Origin of the sequence: Schaalia odontolytica (genome assembly GCF_009730335.1) — a bacterium.
Classification (GTDB): domain Bacteria; phylum Actinomycetota; class Actinomycetes; order Actinomycetales; family Actinomycetaceae; genus Pauljensenia; species Pauljensenia dentiphila.
Window position 1 is genome coordinate 1,184,511 of sequence record NZ_CP046315.1, and the last position, 19,951, is coordinate 1,204,461.

The 19,951-nt window shown below is 65.2% G+C and carries 14 protein-coding genes and 1 tRNA gene; 13 read left to right on the plus strand and 2 right to left on the minus strand.

Annotated elements, in window-relative coordinates; translation table 11 throughout:
• Positions 1 to 14: 14 nt before the first annotated feature.
• From FOC40_RS05100 to FOC40_RS05160, 13 genes are all read left to right on the plus strand, one after another.
• Positions 15 to 2,825 (plus strand): Rne/Rng family ribonuclease, encoded by a 2,811-nt coding sequence (locus tag FOC40_RS05100; RefSeq protein WP_003796297.1) that lies wholly within the window; start codon positions 15 to 17, stop codon positions 2,823 to 2,825.
• Positions 2,826 to 3,044: 219 nt separating this feature from the next.
• Positions 3,045 to 3,365 (plus strand): 50S ribosomal protein L21, encoded by a 321-nt coding sequence (gene rplU / locus FOC40_RS05105; RefSeq protein WP_003796298.1) that lies wholly within the window; start codon positions 3,045 to 3,047, stop codon positions 3,363 to 3,365.
• Positions 3,366 to 3,399: 34 nt separating this feature from the next.
• Positions 3,400 to 3,657, plus strand: a complete 258-nt coding sequence (gene rpmA, locus FOC40_RS05110; protein WP_003792637.1) for a 50S ribosomal protein L27 — start codon at positions 3,400 to 3,402, stop codon at positions 3,655 to 3,657.
• Between the two features lie 75 nt (positions 3,658 to 3,732).
• Positions 3,733 to 5,256, plus strand: coding sequence for a GTPase ObgE (gene obgE, locus FOC40_RS05115; RefSeq protein ID WP_034464401.1), 1,524 nt, complete (start codon positions 3,733 to 3,735; stop codon positions 5,254 to 5,256).
• Positions 5,253 to 6,380, plus strand: coding sequence for a glutamate 5-kinase (proB, locus tag FOC40_RS05120; RefSeq protein WP_003796302.1), 1,128 nt, complete (start codon positions 5,253 to 5,255; stop codon positions 6,378 to 6,380). Before obgE ends, proB begins: the two co-directional genes overlap by 4 nt.
• Before the next feature lie 37 nt (positions 6,381 to 6,417).
• The gene (locus FOC40_RS05125; protein ID WP_034512265.1) at positions 6,418 to 7,698 is read left to right on the plus strand and encodes a glutamate-5-semialdehyde dehydrogenase; all 1,281 of its coding nucleotides are present in this window, start codon (positions 6,418 to 6,420) and stop codon (positions 7,696 to 7,698) included.
• The gene (gene nadD, locus FOC40_RS05130) at positions 7,695 to 8,405 is read left to right on the plus strand and encodes a nicotinate-nucleotide adenylyltransferase (RefSeq protein ID WP_003796304.1); all 711 of its coding nucleotides are present in this window, start codon (positions 7,695 to 7,697) and stop codon (positions 8,403 to 8,405) included. Before FOC40_RS05125 ends, nadD begins: the two co-directional genes overlap by 4 nt.
• A gap of 13 nt (positions 8,406 to 8,418) precedes the next feature.
• On the plus strand, positions 8,419 to 8,844 hold the full coding sequence (gene rsfS / locus FOC40_RS05135) for a ribosome silencing factor (protein WP_003796307.1): 426 nt from the start codon (positions 8,419 to 8,421) through the stop codon (positions 8,842 to 8,844).
• Entirely contained in the window at positions 8,841 to 9,575 is a 735-nt protein-coding gene (locus FOC40_RS05140) for a histidine phosphatase family protein (RefSeq protein WP_003796308.1), read from the plus strand. The genes rsfS and FOC40_RS05140 overlap by 4 nt, the downstream gene beginning before the upstream one ends.
• A 136-nt stretch (positions 9,576 to 9,711) precedes the next feature.
• Positions 9,712 to 9,784, plus strand: a tRNA-Ala gene (locus tag FOC40_RS05145).
• A 266-nt stretch (positions 9,785 to 10,050) separates the two neighbouring features.
• A complete protein-coding gene (locus FOC40_RS05150; protein WP_003796312.1) occupies positions 10,051 to 11,976 on the plus strand; it encodes a CAP domain-containing protein in 1,926 nt (641 codons plus the stop codon).
• Positions 11,977 to 12,214: 238 nt separating this feature from the next.
• A complete protein-coding gene (locus FOC40_RS05155; protein ID WP_003796314.1) occupies positions 12,215 to 13,384 on the plus strand; it encodes an N-acetylmuramoyl-L-alanine amidase family protein in 1,170 nt (389 codons plus the stop codon).
• Positions 13,385 to 14,028: 644 nt separating this feature from the next.
• On the plus strand, positions 14,029 to 14,823 hold the full coding sequence (locus tag FOC40_RS05160) for an N-acetylmuramoyl-L-alanine amidase family protein (RefSeq protein WP_231126069.1): 795 nt from the start codon (positions 14,029 to 14,031) through the stop codon (positions 14,821 to 14,823).
• Positions 14,824 to 15,016: 193 nt separating this feature from the next.
• On the opposite strand, the gene pepN is transcribed toward FOC40_RS05160, so the two are convergent.
• Both pepN and FOC40_RS05170 read right to left on the minus strand, forming a co-directional pair.
• Entirely contained in the window at positions 15,017 to 17,584 is a 2,568-nt protein-coding gene (gene pepN, locus FOC40_RS05165) for an aminopeptidase N (RefSeq protein WP_003796322.1), read from the minus strand.
• Between the two features lie 139 nt (positions 17,585 to 17,723).
• Positions 17,724 to 19,745, minus strand: coding sequence for a M13 family metallopeptidase (locus FOC40_RS05170; protein ID WP_003796324.1), 2,022 nt, complete (start codon positions 19,743 to 19,745; stop codon positions 17,724 to 17,726).
• Positions 19,746 to 19,951 lie beyond the last annotated feature (206 nt).

Sequence of the window (19,951 nt, forward strand, 5' to 3'; positions counted from 1 at the left end):
GCCCCACGCGGGCGATGAAAAAGGGTGCGTCCAGGCACGGGGCGCGCACCCGCCATTGGAGAATCGTGACAACCGAATCCACCACGCCCGTGGCACCCGCCGCGTCGTTGCTGTTCCAGGCGCCCGTGTTCCAGGCTGCCCCCGAGGTCGCTCCTCCCGCGATTGTCGAGGAGCCGGAGCCTAAGCGTCGCCGCAAGTCCGCTGCCGCCGACGAGGAGTCTGCTCCTCGCGAAGAGGTCGCCCCGAAGAGTCGCCGTCGCTCGAAGAAATCAGCTGATGAAGCCGATGCCGTCGAAGCCCCCGAGGCTCCAGCCTCCGAGTCTGAGTCTGAGGAGGCGCCCGCCGAGCCGAAGACCCGTCGGCGCCGTCGCTCCAAGAAGGCGGACGAGGCCTCGGCCCCCGCCCAGGAAGATGCCGACAAGGCCGACGCGCCCGCGCAGGACTCCGACTCCTCGGACGAGGAGGAAACCTCCGGTCGTCGCCGTCGTCGCCGCCGCGCGCGCAGCTCCGCCTCCTCCGAGGAAGGTGGCGATCCCGCGGACCAGGTCCAGGCCCTCAAGGGGTCCACGCGCCTGGAGGCGAAGAAGATGCGTCGCCGCGAAGGCCGCCGCGAAGGCCGCCGTCGCCACTCCATCTCCGAATCCGAGTTCCTCGCGCGCCGTGAGTCGGTCGAGCGCACGATGGTCATCCGCGACCAAGACGGCCTCGATCAGATCGCCATTCTCGAAGACGGCCTGCTCGTCGAGCACTACGTCGCGCGTCGCACGCAGTCCTCGATGGTCGGCAACATCTACCTGGGCCGCGTCCAGAACGTGCTTCCCTCGATGGAAGCGGCATTCGTCGACGTCGGCCGCGGACGCAACGCCGTCCTGTACGCCGGCGAGGTCAATTGGGACGCCGTCGGCATGGAGGGCAAGCCCCGTCGTATCGAGGCGGCACTGAAGTCTGGCGATCCGGTCCTCGTTCAGGTGACGAAGGACCCGATCGGCCATAAGGGTGCCCGCCTGACCTCTCAGATCACGCTCGCCGGCCGCTACCTGGTTCTCATCCCCGGCGGGTCCATGATGGGCATCTCCCGCAAGCTGCCGGACAAGGAACGCGCTCGCCTGAAGAAGATCCTCAAGGCTGTCGTGCCCTCCGGCTCGGGCGTCATCGTGCGCACCGCCGCAGAAGGCGCCACGGAGGAGCAGATTCGCGACGATGTCGCTCGCCTGACCCGTCAGTGGGAGGACATCGAGAAGAAGCGTATCAACACGAAGAGCGCCCCGACGCTGCTGCGCGGGGAGCCTGAGCTGGCCGTGCGCGTCGTGCGCGACATCTTCAATGAGGACTTCTCGAAGCTCGTGATCGAGGGCCGTGACACCTACGCGACCGTCAAGGAATACGTCGACGAGCTCAGCCCTGAGCTCTCCGATCGCGTCGAGCAGTGGGTGGGCACGGAGGACGTCTTCCGCGCGCATCGCATCGACGAACAGCTCGCGAAGGGCATGGACCGTAAGGTGTGGCTGCCCTCGGGCGGCACCCTGATCATCGACCGCACCGAGGCGATGACCGTCATTGACGTCAACACCGGCAAGTTCATTGGTGCCGGCGGCACGCTCGAGGAGACGGTGACCCGTAACAACCTCGAGGCCGCAGAAGAGATCGTGCGCCAGCTGCGCCTGCGCGACATCGGTGGCATCGTCATCATCGACTTCGTGGACATGGTCCTCGAATCCAACCGTGACCTCGTGCTGCGTCGCCTGGTGGAGTGCCTGGGGCGCGACCGTACGCGCCACCAGGTCACCGAGATTACGTCCCTGGGCCTCGTGCAGATGACCCGTAAGCGCGTGGGTGAGGGCCTCGTCGAGGCCTTCTCCTCCTCGTGCGAGGCCTGCGAGGGCCGCGGCTTCATCGTTCACCAGCACCCGGTGGAAACCTCCGGGGCCGAACAGCCTTCGAAGGGCTCGAAGGGTTCGAAGAAGCAACAGAAGAAGGCTGAGCCTCGCCGTATCGAGGACAATGCCGATCATGAGCGCGCCAAGGAGGCTCTGAGCGCGATCGCCGCTGCCTCAACCCGTAAGGAAGAGGAAGGCGCGGCTGAGGAGCCGGCGCCCACCAAGAAGCGCCGCACGCGCGCCGTTTCGACCGAGGTCAAGGACCCCGAGGCTTCTTCCGTCGAGCAGGTTGCAGCGCCCGAGGCCCCCGCTGATGAATCCGCGTCCAAGCCCGCCGCCGAGAAGGCCGAGGAAAGCGCGACCAAGCGTCCTCGTCGTCGCCGCCGCGTCGCCGAGTCCACTCCGCTGCCCGAACTGCCCGTACATCTCGACCTGCCCGAGCCGGTCGATCATTCGGACGAGCCTGCGGCCCCCACCAAGGATGCCTCCGAGATTCAGCTGCCCGAGCATCGCGAGAAGGCTCCGGCCACCCGTCGCCGCGCATCCCGCAAGGCTGCCACGGCCTCGTCCGAGGAACCAGCCGAGGCGCCCGCTCCGAAGAAGACCCGTCGCCGCGCCACCGCGCAGACGGCTGTTCCCGAGGTGCAGACGGACGAGACTCCCGCCACCGCGCCGGTGAGCGCGCCGGTCGCGGAGGAAACTTCCGTCCAGGAGCCCGCCGCGCCGCGCAAAACTCGTAGGCGTCGCGTCGCCGTCTCGACCGGCATTGTCGAGCCCGACGCGGCTCCCACCCCCGTCGTCATCGACCTGCCCGCGCGCGCTGAGGTGAGCGTCCCTGCGGTGCCGACCAAGTCGACCGATGACATTGCGCTTCCCGAGGCGAGCGATCAGCCGCGCGTCAAGCGCCGTCGTCGCGCCGCATCGACCGGCATCGTTGACGCCGGTTAATGGTCCAGGCGCCGGGGGAGGGGCGATCATCCCTCCCCCGAGCGTAGGGTGTGGAATCGCACAGCACTTCACACCCGCCCGTGACCGTGCCGGCTTGCAATCCGGCGTGCGAATCGGCTAAATTTGATCGTCGGCGCAACAAGCGCCAACGGAATCATGACAATGAGACAAGTCCTCGGCAGTTTCGAGGCGCGATTCCGGTTACGAATACGAGAAGAGATGAGCTCCAACGTGGTCTACGCGATCGTCAAGGCTGGCGGCCGGCAGGAAAAGGTGTCCGTCGGTGACGTCGTCGTCGTCGACAAGCTGGCAGAAGAAATCGGTTCGAGCATTGAGCTCCAGCCGCTGATGCTGGTGGATGGCGACGCCATCACCGTTGACGCAGCCAAGCTGGGCAAGGTTTCCGTCAAGGCTGAGGTTGTTGACTCGGCCAAGGGCCCCAAGATTTCCATCATTAAGTACAAGAACAAGTCGGGCTACCGCAAGCGCCAGGGACACCGTCAGAAGATGTCGGTCGTCAAGATCACTGAGATCGCCTGAACCCGACGTTCCCACGAGCAGAAAGTAGCAACTGATGGCACATAAGAAGGGCCTTGGTTCCTCCCGTAACGGTCGCGACTCGAACGCGCAGCGCCTCGGCGTGAAGCGCTACGGCGGCCAGCTGGTCAACGCTGGTGAGATCCTCGTTCGTCAGCGCGGCACCCACTTCCACCCTGGCGACGGCGTTGGCCGTGGCAAGGATGACACCCTGTTCGCCCTGCGCGCCGGTGCGGTTGAGTTCGGCCGCAAGCGCGATCGCAAGGTCGTCAGCGTTTCGCCGGTCTCTGCCTGAGACCGCGCGCATAAAGGGCGTCCGGCGTTGCCGGGCGCCCTTTTGAACATTCATTTTCAGTCGTCAGGAGCAACAGTGGCAGACTTCGTGGATCGCGTGACTCTGCATGCGATGGGTGGCAACGGCGGTAACGGCGTTGCCTCGATTAAGCGTGAAAAGTTCAAGCCGCTGGCCGGCCCTGACGGCGGAGACGGCGGCAATGGCGGCTCGGTCATCCTGGAGGTGAGCGAGCAGGAGACCACGCTTCTGAACTACCACCGCAGCCCGCATCGTCGTGCGGATAATGGTACGCCCGGCATGGGTGACTTCCGTCAGGGTAAGACCGGCGCGGACATCATCCTGCCGGTTCCCGAGGGAACTGTCGTCAAGTCGATGTCGGGTGAACTGCTCGCTGACCTAACGGGTGCGGGCGCCCGTTACGTGGTCGCCGAAGGTGGTCGCGGTGGCCTGGGCAACGCTGCGCTGGCGTCGAAGGCCCGTAAGGCCCCCGGCTTCGCCCTGCTGGGCGAGCCCGGCGAGGAGCGCGACGTCATCCTTGAGCTGAAGTCCGTCGCGGACGTGGCTCTCGTTGGCTTCCCGTCGGCGGGTAAGTCCTCGCTGATTGCGGCCCTGAGCTCGGCGCGCCCGAAGATCGCCGATTACCCCTTTACGACGCTGGTCCCGAACCTGGGCGTCGTGTCGGCTGGCGATACGCGCTACACGGTGGCCGACGTTCCCGGCCTGATCCCCGGTGCCTCCCAGGGACGAGGCCTCGGCCTCGACTTCCTGCGCCACATCGAGCGTTGCGCGGTTATCGTGCACGTGCTTGACACCGCCGCCTTCGAGACCGATCGCGAGCCGGTTGAGGACCTGCGCATCATCGAGGCGGAGCTGGAGGCCTACCAGGGCGACCTGACGCAGGTCGAGGGCTACGTGCCGATTATGGAGCGTCCCCGCGTCATCGTTTTGAACAAGATCGACATCCCGGACGGTCGTGATCTTGCCGAGATCACGCGCCCGGACCTGGAGTCTTTCGGCTGGCCCGTCCTTGAGGTGTCAGCCGTGTCCCACGAGGGCCTCAAGGAGCTGTCTTTTGCTCTGGCCGGCATCGTCGAGGCGGAGCGCGCGAAGCGTCCCGCCCTCGAGGCCGCCCGTCCCGTTATCCGTCCGAAGGCGGTCGGGCGCAGCGTGGAGATCACGGTGCGCAAGACTCGTAAGGACGGCGAGGAAGTCTTCCAGGTGCGCGGCGACAAGCCGGAGCGCTGGGTGCGTCAGACTGACTTCGCTAACGACGAGGCCGTGGGCTACCTGGCGGATCGCCTGAACGCCGCGGGTGTTGAGGACGAGCTGATGAAGGCTGGCGCGGTCGCCGGCGACACCGTCGTGATCGGCGACCTGGACGGAGGCGTCGTCTTCGACTGGGAGCCGACCCTGACGACCGGACCGGAGCTGCTGGGTTCGCGAGGTACCGACCTGCGACTGGATCAGAACGCGCGTCCGAGCCGTAAGGAACGTCGCGAGGTGTATCACCAGGTCATGGATGCCAAGACCGCTGCCCGCGACGAGCTGTGGACGGAGCGCCAGGCCGGACACTGGACCGATGCGTCGGATCAGTCATGAGCGGAGTGTCCGCGGCTTCTCGCATCGTCGTCAAGATCGGCTCGTCGTCGCTCTCCCGCGAGGACGGCGGCCTGGATCTGAATCGTATTGACTCGGTTGCGCGCCTTGTGGCGCGCTGGCGCGGGGCGGACCGCGAGGTCGTCATCGTGTCGTCGGGCGCGGTTGCGGCGGGCCTTGATCCGCTTGGCTTCACCTCGAAACCGAAGGACCTGCCGAGCGTGCAGGCCGCTGCCGCGATGGGCCAGGGGCTTCTGATGGCGCGGTGGACGGCCGCCTTCCAGGCGCATCACCTCGATGCCGCCCAGGTGCTGCTGACCACGGACGACGTTATGCGCCGCGATCACTATACGAACGTGCGCGCCTCGCTGACGCGACTCCTCGGCCTCGGCGTTGTCCCGATTCTCAACGAAAACGACGCGGTGACCACCCGCGAGCTGCGTTTCGGCGACAATGATCGCCTTGCCGCGCTCATCGCCCAGATGATCAAGGCCGACGCCCTCGTGCTGCTGACTGACGTGGACGGCCTCTACACCGCTCCTCCGGACCACCCGGGCTCGAAGCTGATCGAACGGGTCGAGAGCGCGGACGACCTCATGAGCGTGCTCGTGACCGGCGCTGGCTCTCGCGTGGGCACGGGCGGCATGGCGACGAAGGTGCAGGCCGCCATGCTGGCGTCCACCAGCGGCATTGGCGTGCAGCTGGCATCCGCGGATGCTCTGGAGTCGGTGCTTGCGGGCAAGAACGTTGGTACGTGGTTCGAGCCGTCGCGGGAGCGTCCGGCCTCGCGGCGCCTGTGGATCGCCCACGTGGCCCCGTCGCGCGGCGAAATCATCGTCGACGAGGGCGCAGCCCAGGCGATCACGGTCGGCAAGAAGTCTCTGCTGGTCGCAGGTGTACGTTCCGTGCTCGGCCACTTCGAGGCCGGTGACGTCGTCGACGTGGCTTCCCCGACGGGACTGGTCGCCCGCGGTGTGTCGGGATACGACTCCGACACGCTGGCCGAGATCGCCGGATCGGGCACCGCGGAACTGCAAGCCGCGGGTCATGAGCACCCCAGGCCGGCCATCCACCGCGATGACCTGGCGGTGTTGGGCGACGCATTTTCTGCGCTGAGCGCTGACTGACGCGGCTTGACAGGCTCTCGTGTGCCATGATGGCCCGGTGGATACTGCTGCAGATATTTCCCAGGTGACGGATGCTGCTCGCGCTGCGGCGCGAGTGCTCGCGAACGCGACGACCCAGGTAAAAAACCGCGGTCTCGAGGCGATTGCGGCTGCGCTCATTGATCGCAGTGACCAGATCCTGGCCGCTAATGCTGAAGATGTCGCCCGCGGCCGTGCGGAGCAGATGAGCGAGGGCCTGCTGGATCGCCTCGCTCTGACCCCCGATCGTATTCGTGGAATCGCCGAGGCCGTCCGCGAGATCGCGGGTCTGCCTGACCCGATCGGTCAGGTCGTGCGTGGAATGCGCACCGATATTGGCCTGCGCGTGACGCAGGAGCGCGTCCCCCTGGGCGTTATCGGCATCATCTACGAGGCCCGCCCCAACGTGACGATCGACGCTGCCTCGCTTGCTCTGAAGGCCGGCAACGCGGTCGTACTGCGCGGTGGAAGCGCCGCGCAGTCCTCGAATCGCGTCCTCATCGAGGTGTGCCGCGATGCGCTGACCTCCGTCGGCCTGCCCGCCGATGCGATCACCACGGTGGATCCGTGGGGTCGCGCGGGTGCCCGAGCAATGATGCGCGCGCGTGGAGCGATCGATGCGCTGATTCCGCGAGGGGGAGCGGGGCTGATCAATGCCGTCGTCGAAGAGTCGCGGGTTCCGGTTATTGAGACGGGCACGGGCAACTGTCACGTGTACGTGGATGCCTCCGCCGACCTGGAGGCCGCTGAGGCCATCATCATGAACGCGAAGACGCAGCGCGTGGGCGTCTGCAACGCGGCGGAGACTCTGCTCGTGCACGCCGACGTCGCCGAGCGTTTCCTCGTCGCCGCCGTCACCCGTCTGACGACGGCGGGCGTGACGATCCACGCGGACGAGGCTACACGGACCGTCGTCGATGGCCAGCCTTCGATCGATGCTGAGATGATCGTCGACGCGACCGAGGCCGACTGGGAGACCGAGTACCTCTCGATGGACCTGGCTGTGCGCGTCGTCGCCGATGTTGACGAGGCGATTGAGCATATTCGCCGCTATTCCTCGGGGCATACGGAGGGCATCGTGGCATCCGACGTGGCCGTCGTGCGCGCGTTCCGATCGGGCATTGATGCCGCTGCTATTGCCGTGAATGCTTCGACGCGTTTCACGGACGGTGGTCAGCTGGGTCTGGGCGCCGAAGTGGGTATCTCGACGCAGAAGCTCCACGCGCGCGGCCCGATGGGCCTCGCGGAGCTGACGACGACCACGTGGATCTACGAGGGAGAAGGAACGATCCGCCCGTGAGCACGCAGGATAACCACGCGGAGCAGGCCTCCGACGAGTCCGCGATCGAAAAGACCACTGAGGCCACGGCGGGGGCGACCGCGGCCCCGGCCTCGCCCCAGCATCCCCCGCGCGCGATGCGTCGGCGCCGCGCGATCGGCATCATGGGCGGCACATTCGATCCGATCCACCACGGCCACCTCGTCGCGGCCTCGGAGGTCATGGACGTCTACGGCCTCGACCAGGTCGTCTTCGTCCCGGCGGCCATGCAGCCCTTCAAGGCGGATCGACGCGTGACCTCGGCGGAGCACCGCTACCTGATGACGGTCGTCGCAACCGCCTCGAACCCTCGTTTTGCCGTGTCTCGCGTGGATATTGACCGCGGTGGGACGACCTACACGATCGATACGCTGGCGGACCTATCGCGCGAATACCCGGACTCGGATTTCTACTTCATCACGGGTGCCGACGCGCTGGCACAGATCGCGCAGTGGAAGGACGCCGATAAGCTCTTTGAGCAGGCGCACTTTATCGGCGTGACGCGCCCCGGGCACAACCTGTCGGATCCTGGATTGCCGCACGAGTCCGTGTCGCTGCTGGAGGTCCCCGCCATGGCGATCTCTTCGACGGACTGCCGTACGCGCGTCGAAGAGGGGAAGCCGGTGTGGTATCTGGTGCCCGACGGCGTCGTCCAATACATCAACAAATACGGCCTGTACCGGTCCTAACCCAAGGAGAAACGTGAGCCTTCCCGACGCTACCGCAGAACTGGCGAGCCTGGTTGCTCGCGCCGCGCACGACCGCGGCGGTATCAACCCGGTGCTTGTTGACGTGACCAGCAAGCTCGCCCTGGCTGACGCATTCGTGGTTGTTTCGGCGCCGACGGACCGTCAGGTGCGCGCCATCGCCGAGGACATCATGGATCGTATCTGGGCCGAGCAGCAGCGCCGCCCCGCCCACATCGAGGGGCGTGCGGAGGGCACGTGGGTCCTCCTGGACTACTCGGATCTGCTCGTTCACGTCCTGTCCGAGGAAGAGCGCGAGTACTACGCTCTCGAGCGCCTGTGGGGCGACTGCCCGGCCGTGCCGATCGACGTCGACATCGACGAGGCCCGCGCCGCTGCCGCTGAGCGTGCTGCCGCGCACGGTGTGGAGAGTGCGCAGTGAGCGCCTCGCGGATCGTTCTGCTGCGCCACGGCCAAACGGATTTCAACCTGGCGCGGCGCTTTCAGGGGCGTATCGATCAACCCTTGAACGAGGCCGGACGGTCCCAGGCGGCGGGTGCCGCCGGCGTGCTGGTGAGCCGCCTGTGCGAGCCGAGCGCCGAGGTTGGCATGATTGCCGCCGAAGATGGGCGCAGCTACGACGACGGGGGAGTGCGTATCGTGAGCTCGCCCCTGGGGCGCGCGGTGGATACCGCGAGGATCATCGCACGCGTCTTCGACATCGCTGGATATCCCTGCGAGGGGCCGGGACTCGATGAGCGGCTCACGGAGCGCTTCTACGGGAGCTTTGAGGGCAAGACCTACGAGGAGATCGCCGCCGAGCAGCCCCAGGCCTACGCGCAGTATCGCGCGCAGGGGGAGTGTGACCTCGCTGAGGTGGAACGCTCCGAGGTTGTGGGTGAGCGCGTTCGCGATGCCGTCTTGGAAGCGGCACGGGCGTGCCGAGGGGACCAGTCTCTGATCGTCGTTTCGCATGGCTCCGCGATCGCGCGTGGCATCGTGTCGCTGCTGGGCCTGGATCCGGCGGTCTTCAATGGGCTGCGCGGCGTCGATAACTGCCACTGGTCGGAGCTCGTGCCTGTCGGGATGTCGACCTCTAAGAGCGCGGCGATCAGCGGGTGGCGCCTGGCGTCGCACAACATCGGCTCTCGTGAGGACATTTTGGGGGCGTGATGGCTCTCCGGCCCCTCGTTACCGCCGAATATCATGGTTACTGAGCGTTGTGACGAGGGGCACTCGATTGGATTTGCGTCATTCTCGAAAGGTTCGCTATTATTTATCAGGTCGCCAGGGCGACGAACTAAATAACGGGGCTATGGCGCAGTTGGTAGCGCGCTTCCATGGCATGGAAGAGGTCGGGGGTTCGAATCCCCCTAGCTCCACAGAAAACTTCGACATCCGGTTTCGGGTGTCGATTTTTTTATTGCTTGAGCAGTGGTTGTGCTTGTGGTTGCCGCTTGGTCAGTTGTTTTGTCCGAAATATAATGTTTCGGTATCGGCATGCGGGATGCTCAAAACCTGTCAAACTGAGAAAGCGTCGAAAATAGGTGGATTTATCTGTAATGACTTACTGAAAAAACCTTGAAGAATGCCGGACCGCATGGAAAGATTTACCTGTTCTTGTTCCATTGTGTTAGGCCGGTAGTCAATGTCGTTCCAGCTCACTCGTACGCACACGTCCGTGGTCCTCGCTGCAACCACGATCGCAGCTGCCCTCGTCGTCATCCCCACCCTCGCTGAGGGAAACGCGACGACCAGCGACGCGTTCTGCAACGCCCTGTCGGGGGCGGAAGGTCGCATCGCCGCTGAATACAATCCGCTTCTGGCGAGCTATGCCGCCGCAGCTGCGGGTAACTCTGCGACTCCCGCCCTGGACCCCGCCCATGAGTCCGAGCTGCGAGCTGCCCTCGCCGATGCGCAGGCTGCACTCGAGGCTGCGCAGCAGAGTGCCCTTGAGCCCGCAACGTCTGCCGGTGAGGCTGCGTCTGCAGCGGATACTGCGAGCCGTGGCCTCGACTGGGTCGACTGGTCCCAGGTCGACGACGCCACCCAGGCGCGCATCATCGAGGCTCTCGTCATTCAGAAGATGAACGCCTACCGAGCCAACGCTGGCCTGCCCGAGCTGGTTGTCTCCGATACGGTGACCACCGACGCTCGCGCGTGGAGCAAGCACATGTCGGACAGTGATGACTTCAACCACGACCCGGACTACAAGTACTTCGGCGCGGGCAAGCTCGATGGCGGTGACACGACCTATGCCGGTGAGAACATCGCCTACAACCATCGAGAGAACTTCGGCGACAAGTGGGGTGCCTATGGCACCTCCAAGAATCCGATGCAGGCTGCGGACGCACTCTTCGATCAGTGGAAGAACTCCTCTGGCCACGATAAGAACATGCTGGCCCAGAACAACGTTGTTGGCGTCGGCGTGCATATCGCGAAGCACGGTAACTTCACGCGTATCTACGGCACTCAGAAGTTCTACGCTGTCACCGGCGGCTCGCCCAACGTGTCGCGCTTCCACACGACTGGCGATACTGCGTCCGCGTACGGCTTCGACGGTGCCGCTTTCAACACCGACAACACCAACTACGTCTCCGGCCTCGCGGGTGGCGGCGACGCGCAGCGCGCCAACTCCTGGCAGAACAAGGTGGGTTCCCTTCCCGGTGTCGCCCTCCCCGTTGACGTGTCGAGCCTCCCCGCAAACGCTGGATCTGCTGCGCCCGCGACCTCGACGCCCGCACCCGCCGACACCGCACCCTCCGCTGAGCGTCAGCAGGCCGTGATCGACACGCAGGCATCTGTCAACGCCGCTCAGGCTGCTCTGGACGAGTATCTGGCCTCGGCTGAGGAAAGGAAGCCCGTCACATCTCTCGTGGATATCGACGCTGAGCTTGATCGTGTCGCGGAGTCCATTGCATCCCAGACCGCCGTGCGCCCCGAAAAGGATGGTGGCGTCACGCTGCAGGGTGGCGAGAACGCTGGCCGCTACTTGACCGCCACCGAGTATCGCGATGCCCTCACGCGTTGCACGACCCTCTCTGTCGAGCAGGATGGCAACAACCTCTCCGTGGGTGACGGGGTAGATTCGACGCCGGATCAGCAGGCCCCGTCGGATGAGACACCCGCGCTTGCGAACGGCGATGAGAACCCCTCCGTGGGCCAGGAGCCCGGTCAGACGCCCGCTCCTTCCGTTCCGTCTGCTGCCCCCTCCGCTCCCGCAAACGGTGGTGGCGACCCGGCTTCGGAGCCCTCAGCTCCCGCCAACGGTGATGGCAACCCGTCTGTCACGCCTTCCGCCCCCGCGAACGGTGATGCCACCCCGGCTGCACCTGAGACGAGCACTCCCGCCGACGATCAGGGCGCGGTGACCGCTCGCCTCGACATCACCCCGAGTGCTGATCCGACGCAGGCATCCGTCCCCGCAGCCCAGGATGCTTCCACCCCGACGCAGGCGCGCGCTGATGCCCTCGCAGCGACCGGTGCGTCCTCCGTGTGGGTGGGCGTGGGAGCCGTCGCGGTTCTGGTCGCTGGAGCCGGTGCGGTTGTCGCATCGCGTCGAGCCAAACGCTGACGCAACACTCTGAAGCCCCGCCGATGAGTTCGCTCATCGGCGGGGCTTTTTCGTGCGCATTGATGCCTTTTTGCTGCGACTGGAAACGCGGATGGCGTCTTATTTGGTGCGTCATATTACCTTGTGTATAGTCAGTAAAGGAATGCTGCGAAACTAATGTGCATTCGTCGACAGAGCGTCCCTGTCCCGCTGAAGGGATGTGCGCGCTCACCGTCTTCTATTCAGAGAGGAATAAGATATGCGACCCATCAATCTGCGCAGGAGCGTGATGGCGGCCCTTGGTGCTGCCGCCCTCGTTGTTGGTCCGTTGGCTCCCGCTTATGCCTTCCCAGCCGTCTCGAGCCAAGGCGGTGAGCCTGTGGGCGTCGCCGCCGAGGTCCCGATGGGGGAGCCGGCGGCGGATCCCACCGCTGAACCTACCCCGGATCCAGCCCCCACCCCGGAACCAGCCCCCACCCCGGATCCAGCCCCCACCCCGGAACCGGCCCCCGCGCCGAAGCCCTCGTGGAAGATGGATTCGGTGGGCTGGTGGTACGACCTGGACAATGGGTCGTACGCACGTGATGAAAAGCGTGACATTGATGGGGCAACATACCGATTCAACGGTAGCGGATACATGGTGACCGGATGGTACAACCTCGGGGGAGCGTGGGAGTACTTTGCGCCCTCGGGTGCTCAGGTGCGTGGATGGGCGAACGTGTCGGGAACCTGGTACTTCCTGGACCCGCAGAGCGGAGTGATGCGTACTGGCTGGATCACGGTCGATGGCACTTGGTACTACCTGGGTGCCTCTGGTGCGATGGCGACTGGCTGGCTGAACCAGGGCGGTACCTGGTATTACTTCGGTGCTTCGGGAGCGATGGTGCGCGGATGGAGCGCGATTGGTGGTTCCTGGTACTACTTCAACGAGTCGGGTGCGATGGTTACCGGCTGGCTCAAGCAGGGAGGCTCCTGGTACTTCCTGAACTCCTCCGGCGCCATGAAGACCGGCTGGCTCAGCCAGGGCGGTATCTGGTTCTACCTGAACGGCTCGGGCGTCATGGTGAGTGGTTGGAACGCGATCGGTGGCTCCTGGTACTACTTCAATGAGTCCGGCGCGATGGTCACCGGCTGGCTCAGCCAGGGAGGCTCCTGGTACTACCTGAACGCGTCCGGCGTCATGGTGACAGGTACTCAGTGGATCGGCGGCGAGCGCCACTGGTTCTACGACTCGGGCGCATGGTGGGGCCTGTACCCGGTCGCCTCGGCAGGCAATGGATCGGGAGGGGCGGATGTCGCAACCGGTAATCGCTACAAGGCAATCTGTCACGATGGGTCTGAGAGCTTCTCGTCTCCGGGGGCTTCTGACTATCGGGGTATGTGTGCCGGGCACGGAGGAATTGCATACAAGCTTGGGTATGGTTGGTGACCTTCTGAGTGCTCGTGCGCGGTGATGCGTCATCGGTGGTCTCGTCGGCAAGAATGCTTGCCGACGAGACCTTTTCTTGGCGTCGAGGCGCTGCGATTGTCTCCGAGTTTCCGAGTCTGCGAAACTTCGGAGCTCGCCGAGGTTGTTCGTCCTCGCCGGTGGACGCCTGTGTCTCGGACGCGGCCCTACCTGCGAATTGGGGTGTGCGGCGACGAGCGTTTCGATGTCTTGGCTCCGTTGCATTAACGACGTGTCGGCTCTTAGCGCTGCGGCATACCTGGATCGGGTGAGGTGCAGAAATATGGCGTGTATCACGAACGGCGAGAGTCCTTGATTCTCCCCCTCACGCTCCTGGAGGGGAGTGAGGCGGCAAGGTTAGACAGTGTGGGCGAGGCTGTGAATGCGCGTTGTGAACACCCCGTCGAGCTGGGAAAAGATCCCGGCCTGACCGTGAGGGATAGGGCTGACTGTGCCCGTTTGTCCTTCGGTTGTCGAGGTATTTTGACACGAGCGCTTGATTATCAAAAAACCGTCATGTATACTCGGCAATGCGTTACTACAAAACCCTAGTGACTGAGCTGGCGCCATTCACGTTCGTTCCAACGAAGCCTACGCAGGATGTGCGCCTCACGAAAGGAAAGCCCATGCGCCCCATTAATGTTCGCACTCTTATGATCGCCGCCGTGAGCGCTGCCGTTCTCGCCGGAACTGTCGTTCCCGCCAACGGGGCCGAGCTGACCGATCCCGGCGCTCCCACCGAGGTCGCCGCCGAGGAGCAGCCCGCCGACGGTGCCGCCGCCGAGGAGCAGCCCGCCACCGACGGTGCCGCCGCCGAGGAGCAGCCCGCTGACGACGGCGCGGCCGCCGACGATGGTGCTGCCTCCTGGAAGCAGGACGGTAAAGGCTGGTGGTTCGACCTCGGAGATGGAACCTACGCCAAGAACGAACTCATCGAGATTGATGACGTCGTCTACCGCTTTGATGAGAACGGCTACATGATCACCGGCTGGCACAACCAGGAGGGCGAGTGGGAGTACTTTGCTTCCTCAGGTGCCCAGGCCTTCGGCTGGAACGTTATCGACGGCTCCTGGTACTTCCTGGATCCCGAGACTGGATTCATGCAGACCGGCTGGATCAATGTTGACGGCTCCTGGTACTACCTGAACGCCGCGGGCGACATGGCCATGGGCTGGGTCCAGTACAACAACGAGTGGTACTACCTGACCGGCTCCGGTGCGATGGCCACCGGCTGGACCCAGGTCGGCGGTACCTGGTACTACATGAACGCGTCGGGCGTTATGCTCATTGGCTGGGTCGAGGTTGAGGGTTCCTGGTACTACCTGAACGCCTCGGGCGCGATGGTCACCGGTACGCAGTGGATCGACGGCGAGCGTCACTGGTTCTTCCACAACGGCACCTGGTGGGGCGCTTGGAAGTGATCGGCGCGCATGAGCTGTGAGTGAGCGACGCTCACTCGGACGCAATCATGCACGCAAGGCCCCGGCCTCGTCCATTCACGGTAACGAGGCCGGGGTTGCTTATGCGACGCTAGTGTTCCCTGAGGGAGTCGGGACGTCAGACGAAGGGGGCGTGGCCACGTGGCCACGCCCCCTGGCGTCGTTGTGAGGCTGATCAGCCCGCGGCGTCCACCACCTGGTTGGCGATCTGACGTTCACACACGTCGATGAGCTCACGGATGATGCGGATCGTGCCGGCGGATGCGTCCGCGTGAGCCTCGATCCAGGCCTTGCCGGAGGCAACCACATCGACCTCGGGGGCGTAGCCCGCCAGCGCGTTCGGGAAGAGCAGCGTCGTGAGGTCCTCGGCGGTGTGGAAGGTGAAGGTCTCCCAGATGCCCGCCAGGGCCTCGAAGTACTCGCCCACGTAGCTGGCGTATGCCGACGGGTTGGTGCGCGCCTGCGCCCAGAAGCCCGAGATCATCGCCCAGCGGGTGTCGTTGGGAATCGAGGTGTCGGTGAGGACCTTGTCCCACACGTCGGCCTTGATCCACTCGCCGTCGCGAGCCGCACGAGCGGCGGCCGCGTTCTGGTGGCCGGTCATCGTGTCGTCGGTGGCCTCCAGGGCTGCGATGTCCTCCTCGGTGGCGGCGTTGCCGCGCACCAGGGCGATCAGCAGGTCCCACTTGAGGTCGACATCGAGGTCCAGGCCGTCCAGGGTCTGGGTGCCATCGTAGAGGGCGCGGATGGCCTCGAACTGCTCGGGGCTGGTCGCGTTGCGGGCCGCAGCGGCGACGAGCATCCGCTGCGCGTCGGAGCCGGAGGCGGCCGTGCGAGCCAGGAGGAGCAGGCGACGGCCCGTGTCCTCGGCGGCCTCGGCGCGGTACTTCGGTGCCACGAAGGTGCGCACGGCCTCGTCGATGTGTCGCAGGGTGAGCGTCAGGAGGCTCATGTTGTCCTCGACGGGAACGGCGCGCAGGGCCAGGTTCAGGTAGTCGCGTGCCGGCATCTCGCCGTCGCGGGTCATATCCCACGCGGAGGCCATGACGACGCCGCGGGTCAGCGAATCCGTGAACTTGGTGATGTGGGTGATCGCGAAGGCCAGGGACTCCTCGTCAAGGCGGACCTTGGCGTAGCCGAGGTCTCCGTCGTTGACGAGGATGAAGTCCGGGCGAGCGATGCCCGCGGCGGCCTCGATCACCGTGGACGCTCCGTCAATGTCGAGCTCCTCGCGGAAGACCTGGGCCAGCGTCCCCTCTTCGGTCAGCGAGTAGCCGGCCACACCCATGCGGTGCGGGCGCAGCGAGGCGCCCTCGGAGAAGGCTTCCTGCGTGATCTCGAGGCGCTCGATCGTGCCGTCCTCAGAGGTCGTGACGACCGGACGCAGGAGGGTGACGCCGGCTTCCTCCAGCCACACCTTCGACCACGACGCCAGGTCGCGGCCCGAGGCAGCGGCAAGCTCGGAGAGCAGGTCGTCCAGCGTGGCGTTGGCGTAGGAGTGCTTCGTCAGGTACTCGTGCAGACCCGCGAAGAAGGCATCGCGTCCCACGTAGGAGACGAGCTGGCGCAGCACGGAGGCACCCTTGGCGTAGGTGATGCCGTCGAAATTGACCTCGACGTCGGCGAGGTCGCGGATCTCGGCTGTAATCGGGTGGGTCGTGGGCAGCTGATCCTGCTTGAGGCCCCAGTCCTTGCGGACCATGAAGCCCGTCCATCCTTCGGTGTACTCGGTGGCCTCGGCCAGAGCCAGGTGGCTCATGAACTCGGCGAAGGACTCGTTGAGCCACAGGTCGTTCCACCACTTCATGGTGACCAGGTCGCCGAACCACATGTGCGCGAGCTCGTGCAGGATCGTGTTGGCGCGAGCCTCCATCTGAGCCTCGGTGGGACGGGTGCGGAACACGTAGGCGTCGCGGAAGGTCACGCAGCCGGCGTTCTCCATAGCGCCCGCGTTGTACTCGGGCACGAAGATCTGGTCGTACTTGGTGAAGGGGTAGGCGATGCCGTAGGCGCCCTCGAAGAACTCGAAGCCCTGGCGGGTGATCTCGATGATCTCGTCGGCATCCAGGTGCTCAACGATCGAGGCGCGGGCGTAGACGCCCAGGTCGATTGTGCGGCCGTCGGAGGAGGTCAGCGTGGCCGTCGTGCCCTCGTAGGGGCCGGCGACGATCGCGGTGATGTAGGTCGACATGACCTCGGTGGTTGCGAAGTGGTAGATCCAGGCCTCGCCCTCTTCCTCGGGGGTGGGGGTCGGCGCGTTAGAGAAGACCCTCCAACCCTTAGGGGCCCTGACCGTCAGGGTGAAGGTGGACTTCAGGTCAGGCTGCTCAAAGGTCGTGTAGACACGGCGGGCGTCCGGGACCTCGAACTGGGAGTAGGTGTAGGCCTGTCCGTCGGCGGGGTCAACGAAGCGGTGCAGGCCCTCTCCTGTGTGCATGTACTGGCAGGATGCCTCAACTTCGAGGACGTTGTGTTCGGCAAGGTTCTCCAGCGCGATGCGGTTGTCCTGGTGCACCGAGAAGGGGTCCAGGGTATTGCCGTTCAGCGTGATCGAGTGGACGTTGTTGGACACGAGGTCGGCGAACGTGGAGGCGCCTTCGCGCGCGTCGAACTCGATGCGGGTGAATGAACCGAAGTCGGTGTCTCCGCGCGTGAGGTCCAGGGAGATCTCATAGCGGGTCACAGAGGAAATGACCGAGGCGCGCTCGGTCGCTTCCTCGCGAGTCAGGTTCAGGCCTGGCATGGGTTGCCTTTCCGTCGATGGAATGGGAGCGCTGTTGCGCTCAACATTCCTATGTTGTCATGTGTTGGGTGTGATTGCGCGGGGCGCGCCGTATTTTGTCGGCTGGGACACGCTTTTACCAGATGGTGACGCGCTGGGTTTACCAGATGGTGACGCGCTGGGAGGGTTCCAGCCACATCGCGTCGCCGGGCGTCACGTTGAAGGCCTCGACGAAAGTGTCAAGGTTGCGCAGTACCTGGTTGCAGCGGAACTCAGCGGGCGAGTGGGGGTCGATCGCCAGCATCTGGCGCGCGAACTGGGGACGCGTGGCCGTGCGCCAGGCGCGTGCCCACGAGTAGAAGAAGCGCTGCGGTCCGGTGATGCCGTCGATGACGGGAGCGGACTGCGGGGTCAGCCCCTGCTCGGCGAGCGAGGCCGCCCATGCCTTCCACGCGATGGTCAGTCCGCCGAGGTCGCCGATGTTTTCGCCGATCGTGAGCGCGCCGTTGACGTGGGGGAGCGTGCGTTCGTCGCCTTCCTCCGATTCCTCGTCCTGCTCGAGGAGGATGGCCGGTGTGAGCGCGTCATACTGCTCAATGAGGGCGTGCGTGCGCTCTTCGAAGGCGGCGCGGTCCTCATCCGTCCACCAGTTCGACAGGTTGCCCGCCCCGTCGTAGCGCGAGCCCTGGTCGTCGAAGCCGTGTCCGATCTCGTGGCCGATGACCGCGCCGATCGCGCCGAAGTTCACCGCGTCGTCGGCTTCGGTGTCGAAGAACGGAGGCTGAAGGATCGCGGCTGGGAAGACGATCTCGTTCTGCGTGGGGTTGTAGTAGGCGTTGACGGTCTGGGGGGTCATGTACCACTCGTCGTGGTCCACCGGGCGGCCAAGCTTGGCCCATTCGCGGTCGGTGGCGTGAGCGTTAGCGGCGCGCACGTTCTCGACGATCGTCGCCTCCGGGTCCAGGTGCAGCGTCGAGTAGTCGCGCCACTTGACGGGGTAGCCGATCTTGGGATTGAAGGTCGCGAGCTTGTCCAGCGCTTTCACCTTGGTGTCCTCGCTCATCCAGTCGAGGCCTCGGATCGACTCGCCGTAGGCGTCGAGGAGACGGCGCACCAGGGCGTCCATCGTTTCCTTGGCGTCGGGCGGGAAGTGGCGGGCCACCCACGCGCGGCCCATGGCCTCGCCCAGGTAGGCCTCGATAAGTCCGAGGGCGCGCTTCCAGCGCGGACGAAGCTCCTCCGTGCCGGACAGGGTACGGCCGTGGAAGTCGAAGTTCTCGTTGACGAAATCGCGCGACAGGAGCGACGCGTGGCAGTCGATCACCGAGGCACTCAGCCATTCCTTGAGCACGGACAGGTCGGTGTCGGCCCACAGGGCGGCGGCAGCCGACAGGAAGTCGGGCTGGTCGACGTTCATGACGAGGCCGGCGACGGGCATGCGCGCGCCCTCCGCCCACGCGTCCCAGTCGAAGCCTGGAGCCCGGGCGGCAATCTCCTCCCAGGGGGTCGGGTTGTCGGAGAGCAGCGGGTCGCGGTTGCTTACGGAATCGCGGTGGTGGGAGGCGATCGCGGTTTCCAGTTCCATGATGCGCGCGGCCGCACCCTCCGGGTCTGCCATACCGGCGAGGCTAAGGAGGCGGGCGGTGTGCGCGACGTAGGCCTCGCGGATCGGCGCGTAGTCGTCCTCGCGGTAGTAGGCCTCGTCGGGCAGGCCGATGCCGGACTGGACGAGGGAGACCATGTAGCGCGACGAGTCGTGCGGGTCAGTGCCCACGTATGCGCCGATGAGGCCTCCGATGCCCTCGCGCATGAGGCGGCCCATCTCGCGGGCGAGCTCCTCGTGGGTGGTGCAGGCGTTGATTGCGTCGAGGTCGGGGCGTAGGGGAGCGGCACCGGCTTCTTCGATGGTGTCCTCGTTGAGGAATTGAGTCCACAATGTGGCGATGCGGTGCGCATCCGGATCGTCCAGTGTGCCATCGGCTGCGTCCTGGGCGATTGCGCGCGCGTACTTCTCGGATGCGTCGCGCAGCGTGTGGAACGCCCCGTCCATGGGGCGGTCCGCGGGGATCGTGTGGGTCGCCAGCCACGTGCCGTTGACGTGGCGATAGAAATCGTCCTGCGGGCGCACCGTCGAATCGATGTTCGCGGTGTCGAGGACTCGGGCGAGCAGTGTGTTCGTCATGCCTTAACTCTAGGGGGAGAGGTGGGGGTCGCGTGGGATGAGCGTCCATGGGACAGACATCGCCCGTATTTACGTGATGAGCATGGGACGTAATTCGTCATTTTCTCGCGGAATTGTGCGGGGGAGTGCGGATGTCAGTTTGATGCACCCTCGTCATGCACATATGTGCACAGCGGTGTGTACATTCGTGCAAAAGGGGTGTGTAG

Excerpts from the sequence above, each read along its gene's own strand:
- proB (WP_003796302.1), top strand. The coding sequence starts at position 5,253 with ATGAGCGGAGTGTCCGCGGCTTCTCGCATCGTCGTCAAGATCGGCTCG.
- FOC40_RS05100 (WP_003796297.1), top strand. The coding sequence starts at position 15 with ATGAAAAAGGGTGCGTCCAGGCACGGGGCGCGCACCCGCCATTGGAGA.
- pepN (WP_003796322.1), bottom strand. The coding sequence starts at position 17,584 with ATGCCAGGCCTGAACCTGACTCGCGAGGAAGCGACCGAGCGCGCCTCG.
- FOC40_RS05150 (WP_003796312.1), top strand. The coding sequence starts at position 10,051 with ATGTCGTTCCAGCTCACTCGTACGCACACGTCCGTGGTCCTCGCTGCA.
- FOC40_RS05155 (WP_003796314.1), top strand. The coding sequence starts at position 12,215 with ATGCGACCCATCAATCTGCGCAGGAGCGTGATGGCGGCCCTTGGTGCT.
- FOC40_RS05170 (WP_003796324.1), bottom strand. The coding sequence starts at position 19,745 with ATGACGAACACACTGCTCGCCCGAGTCCTCGACACCGCGAACATCGAT.
- rpmA (WP_003792637.1), top strand. The coding sequence starts at position 3,400 with ATGGCACATAAGAAGGGCCTTGGTTCCTCCCGTAACGGTCGCGACTCG.
- rplU (WP_003796298.1), top strand. The coding sequence starts at position 3,045 with ATGAGCTCCAACGTGGTCTACGCGATCGTCAAGGCTGGCGGCCGGCAG.
- FOC40_RS05160 (WP_231126069.1), top strand. The coding sequence starts at position 14,029 with ATGCGCCCCATTAATGTTCGCACTCTTATGATCGCCGCCGTGAGCGCT.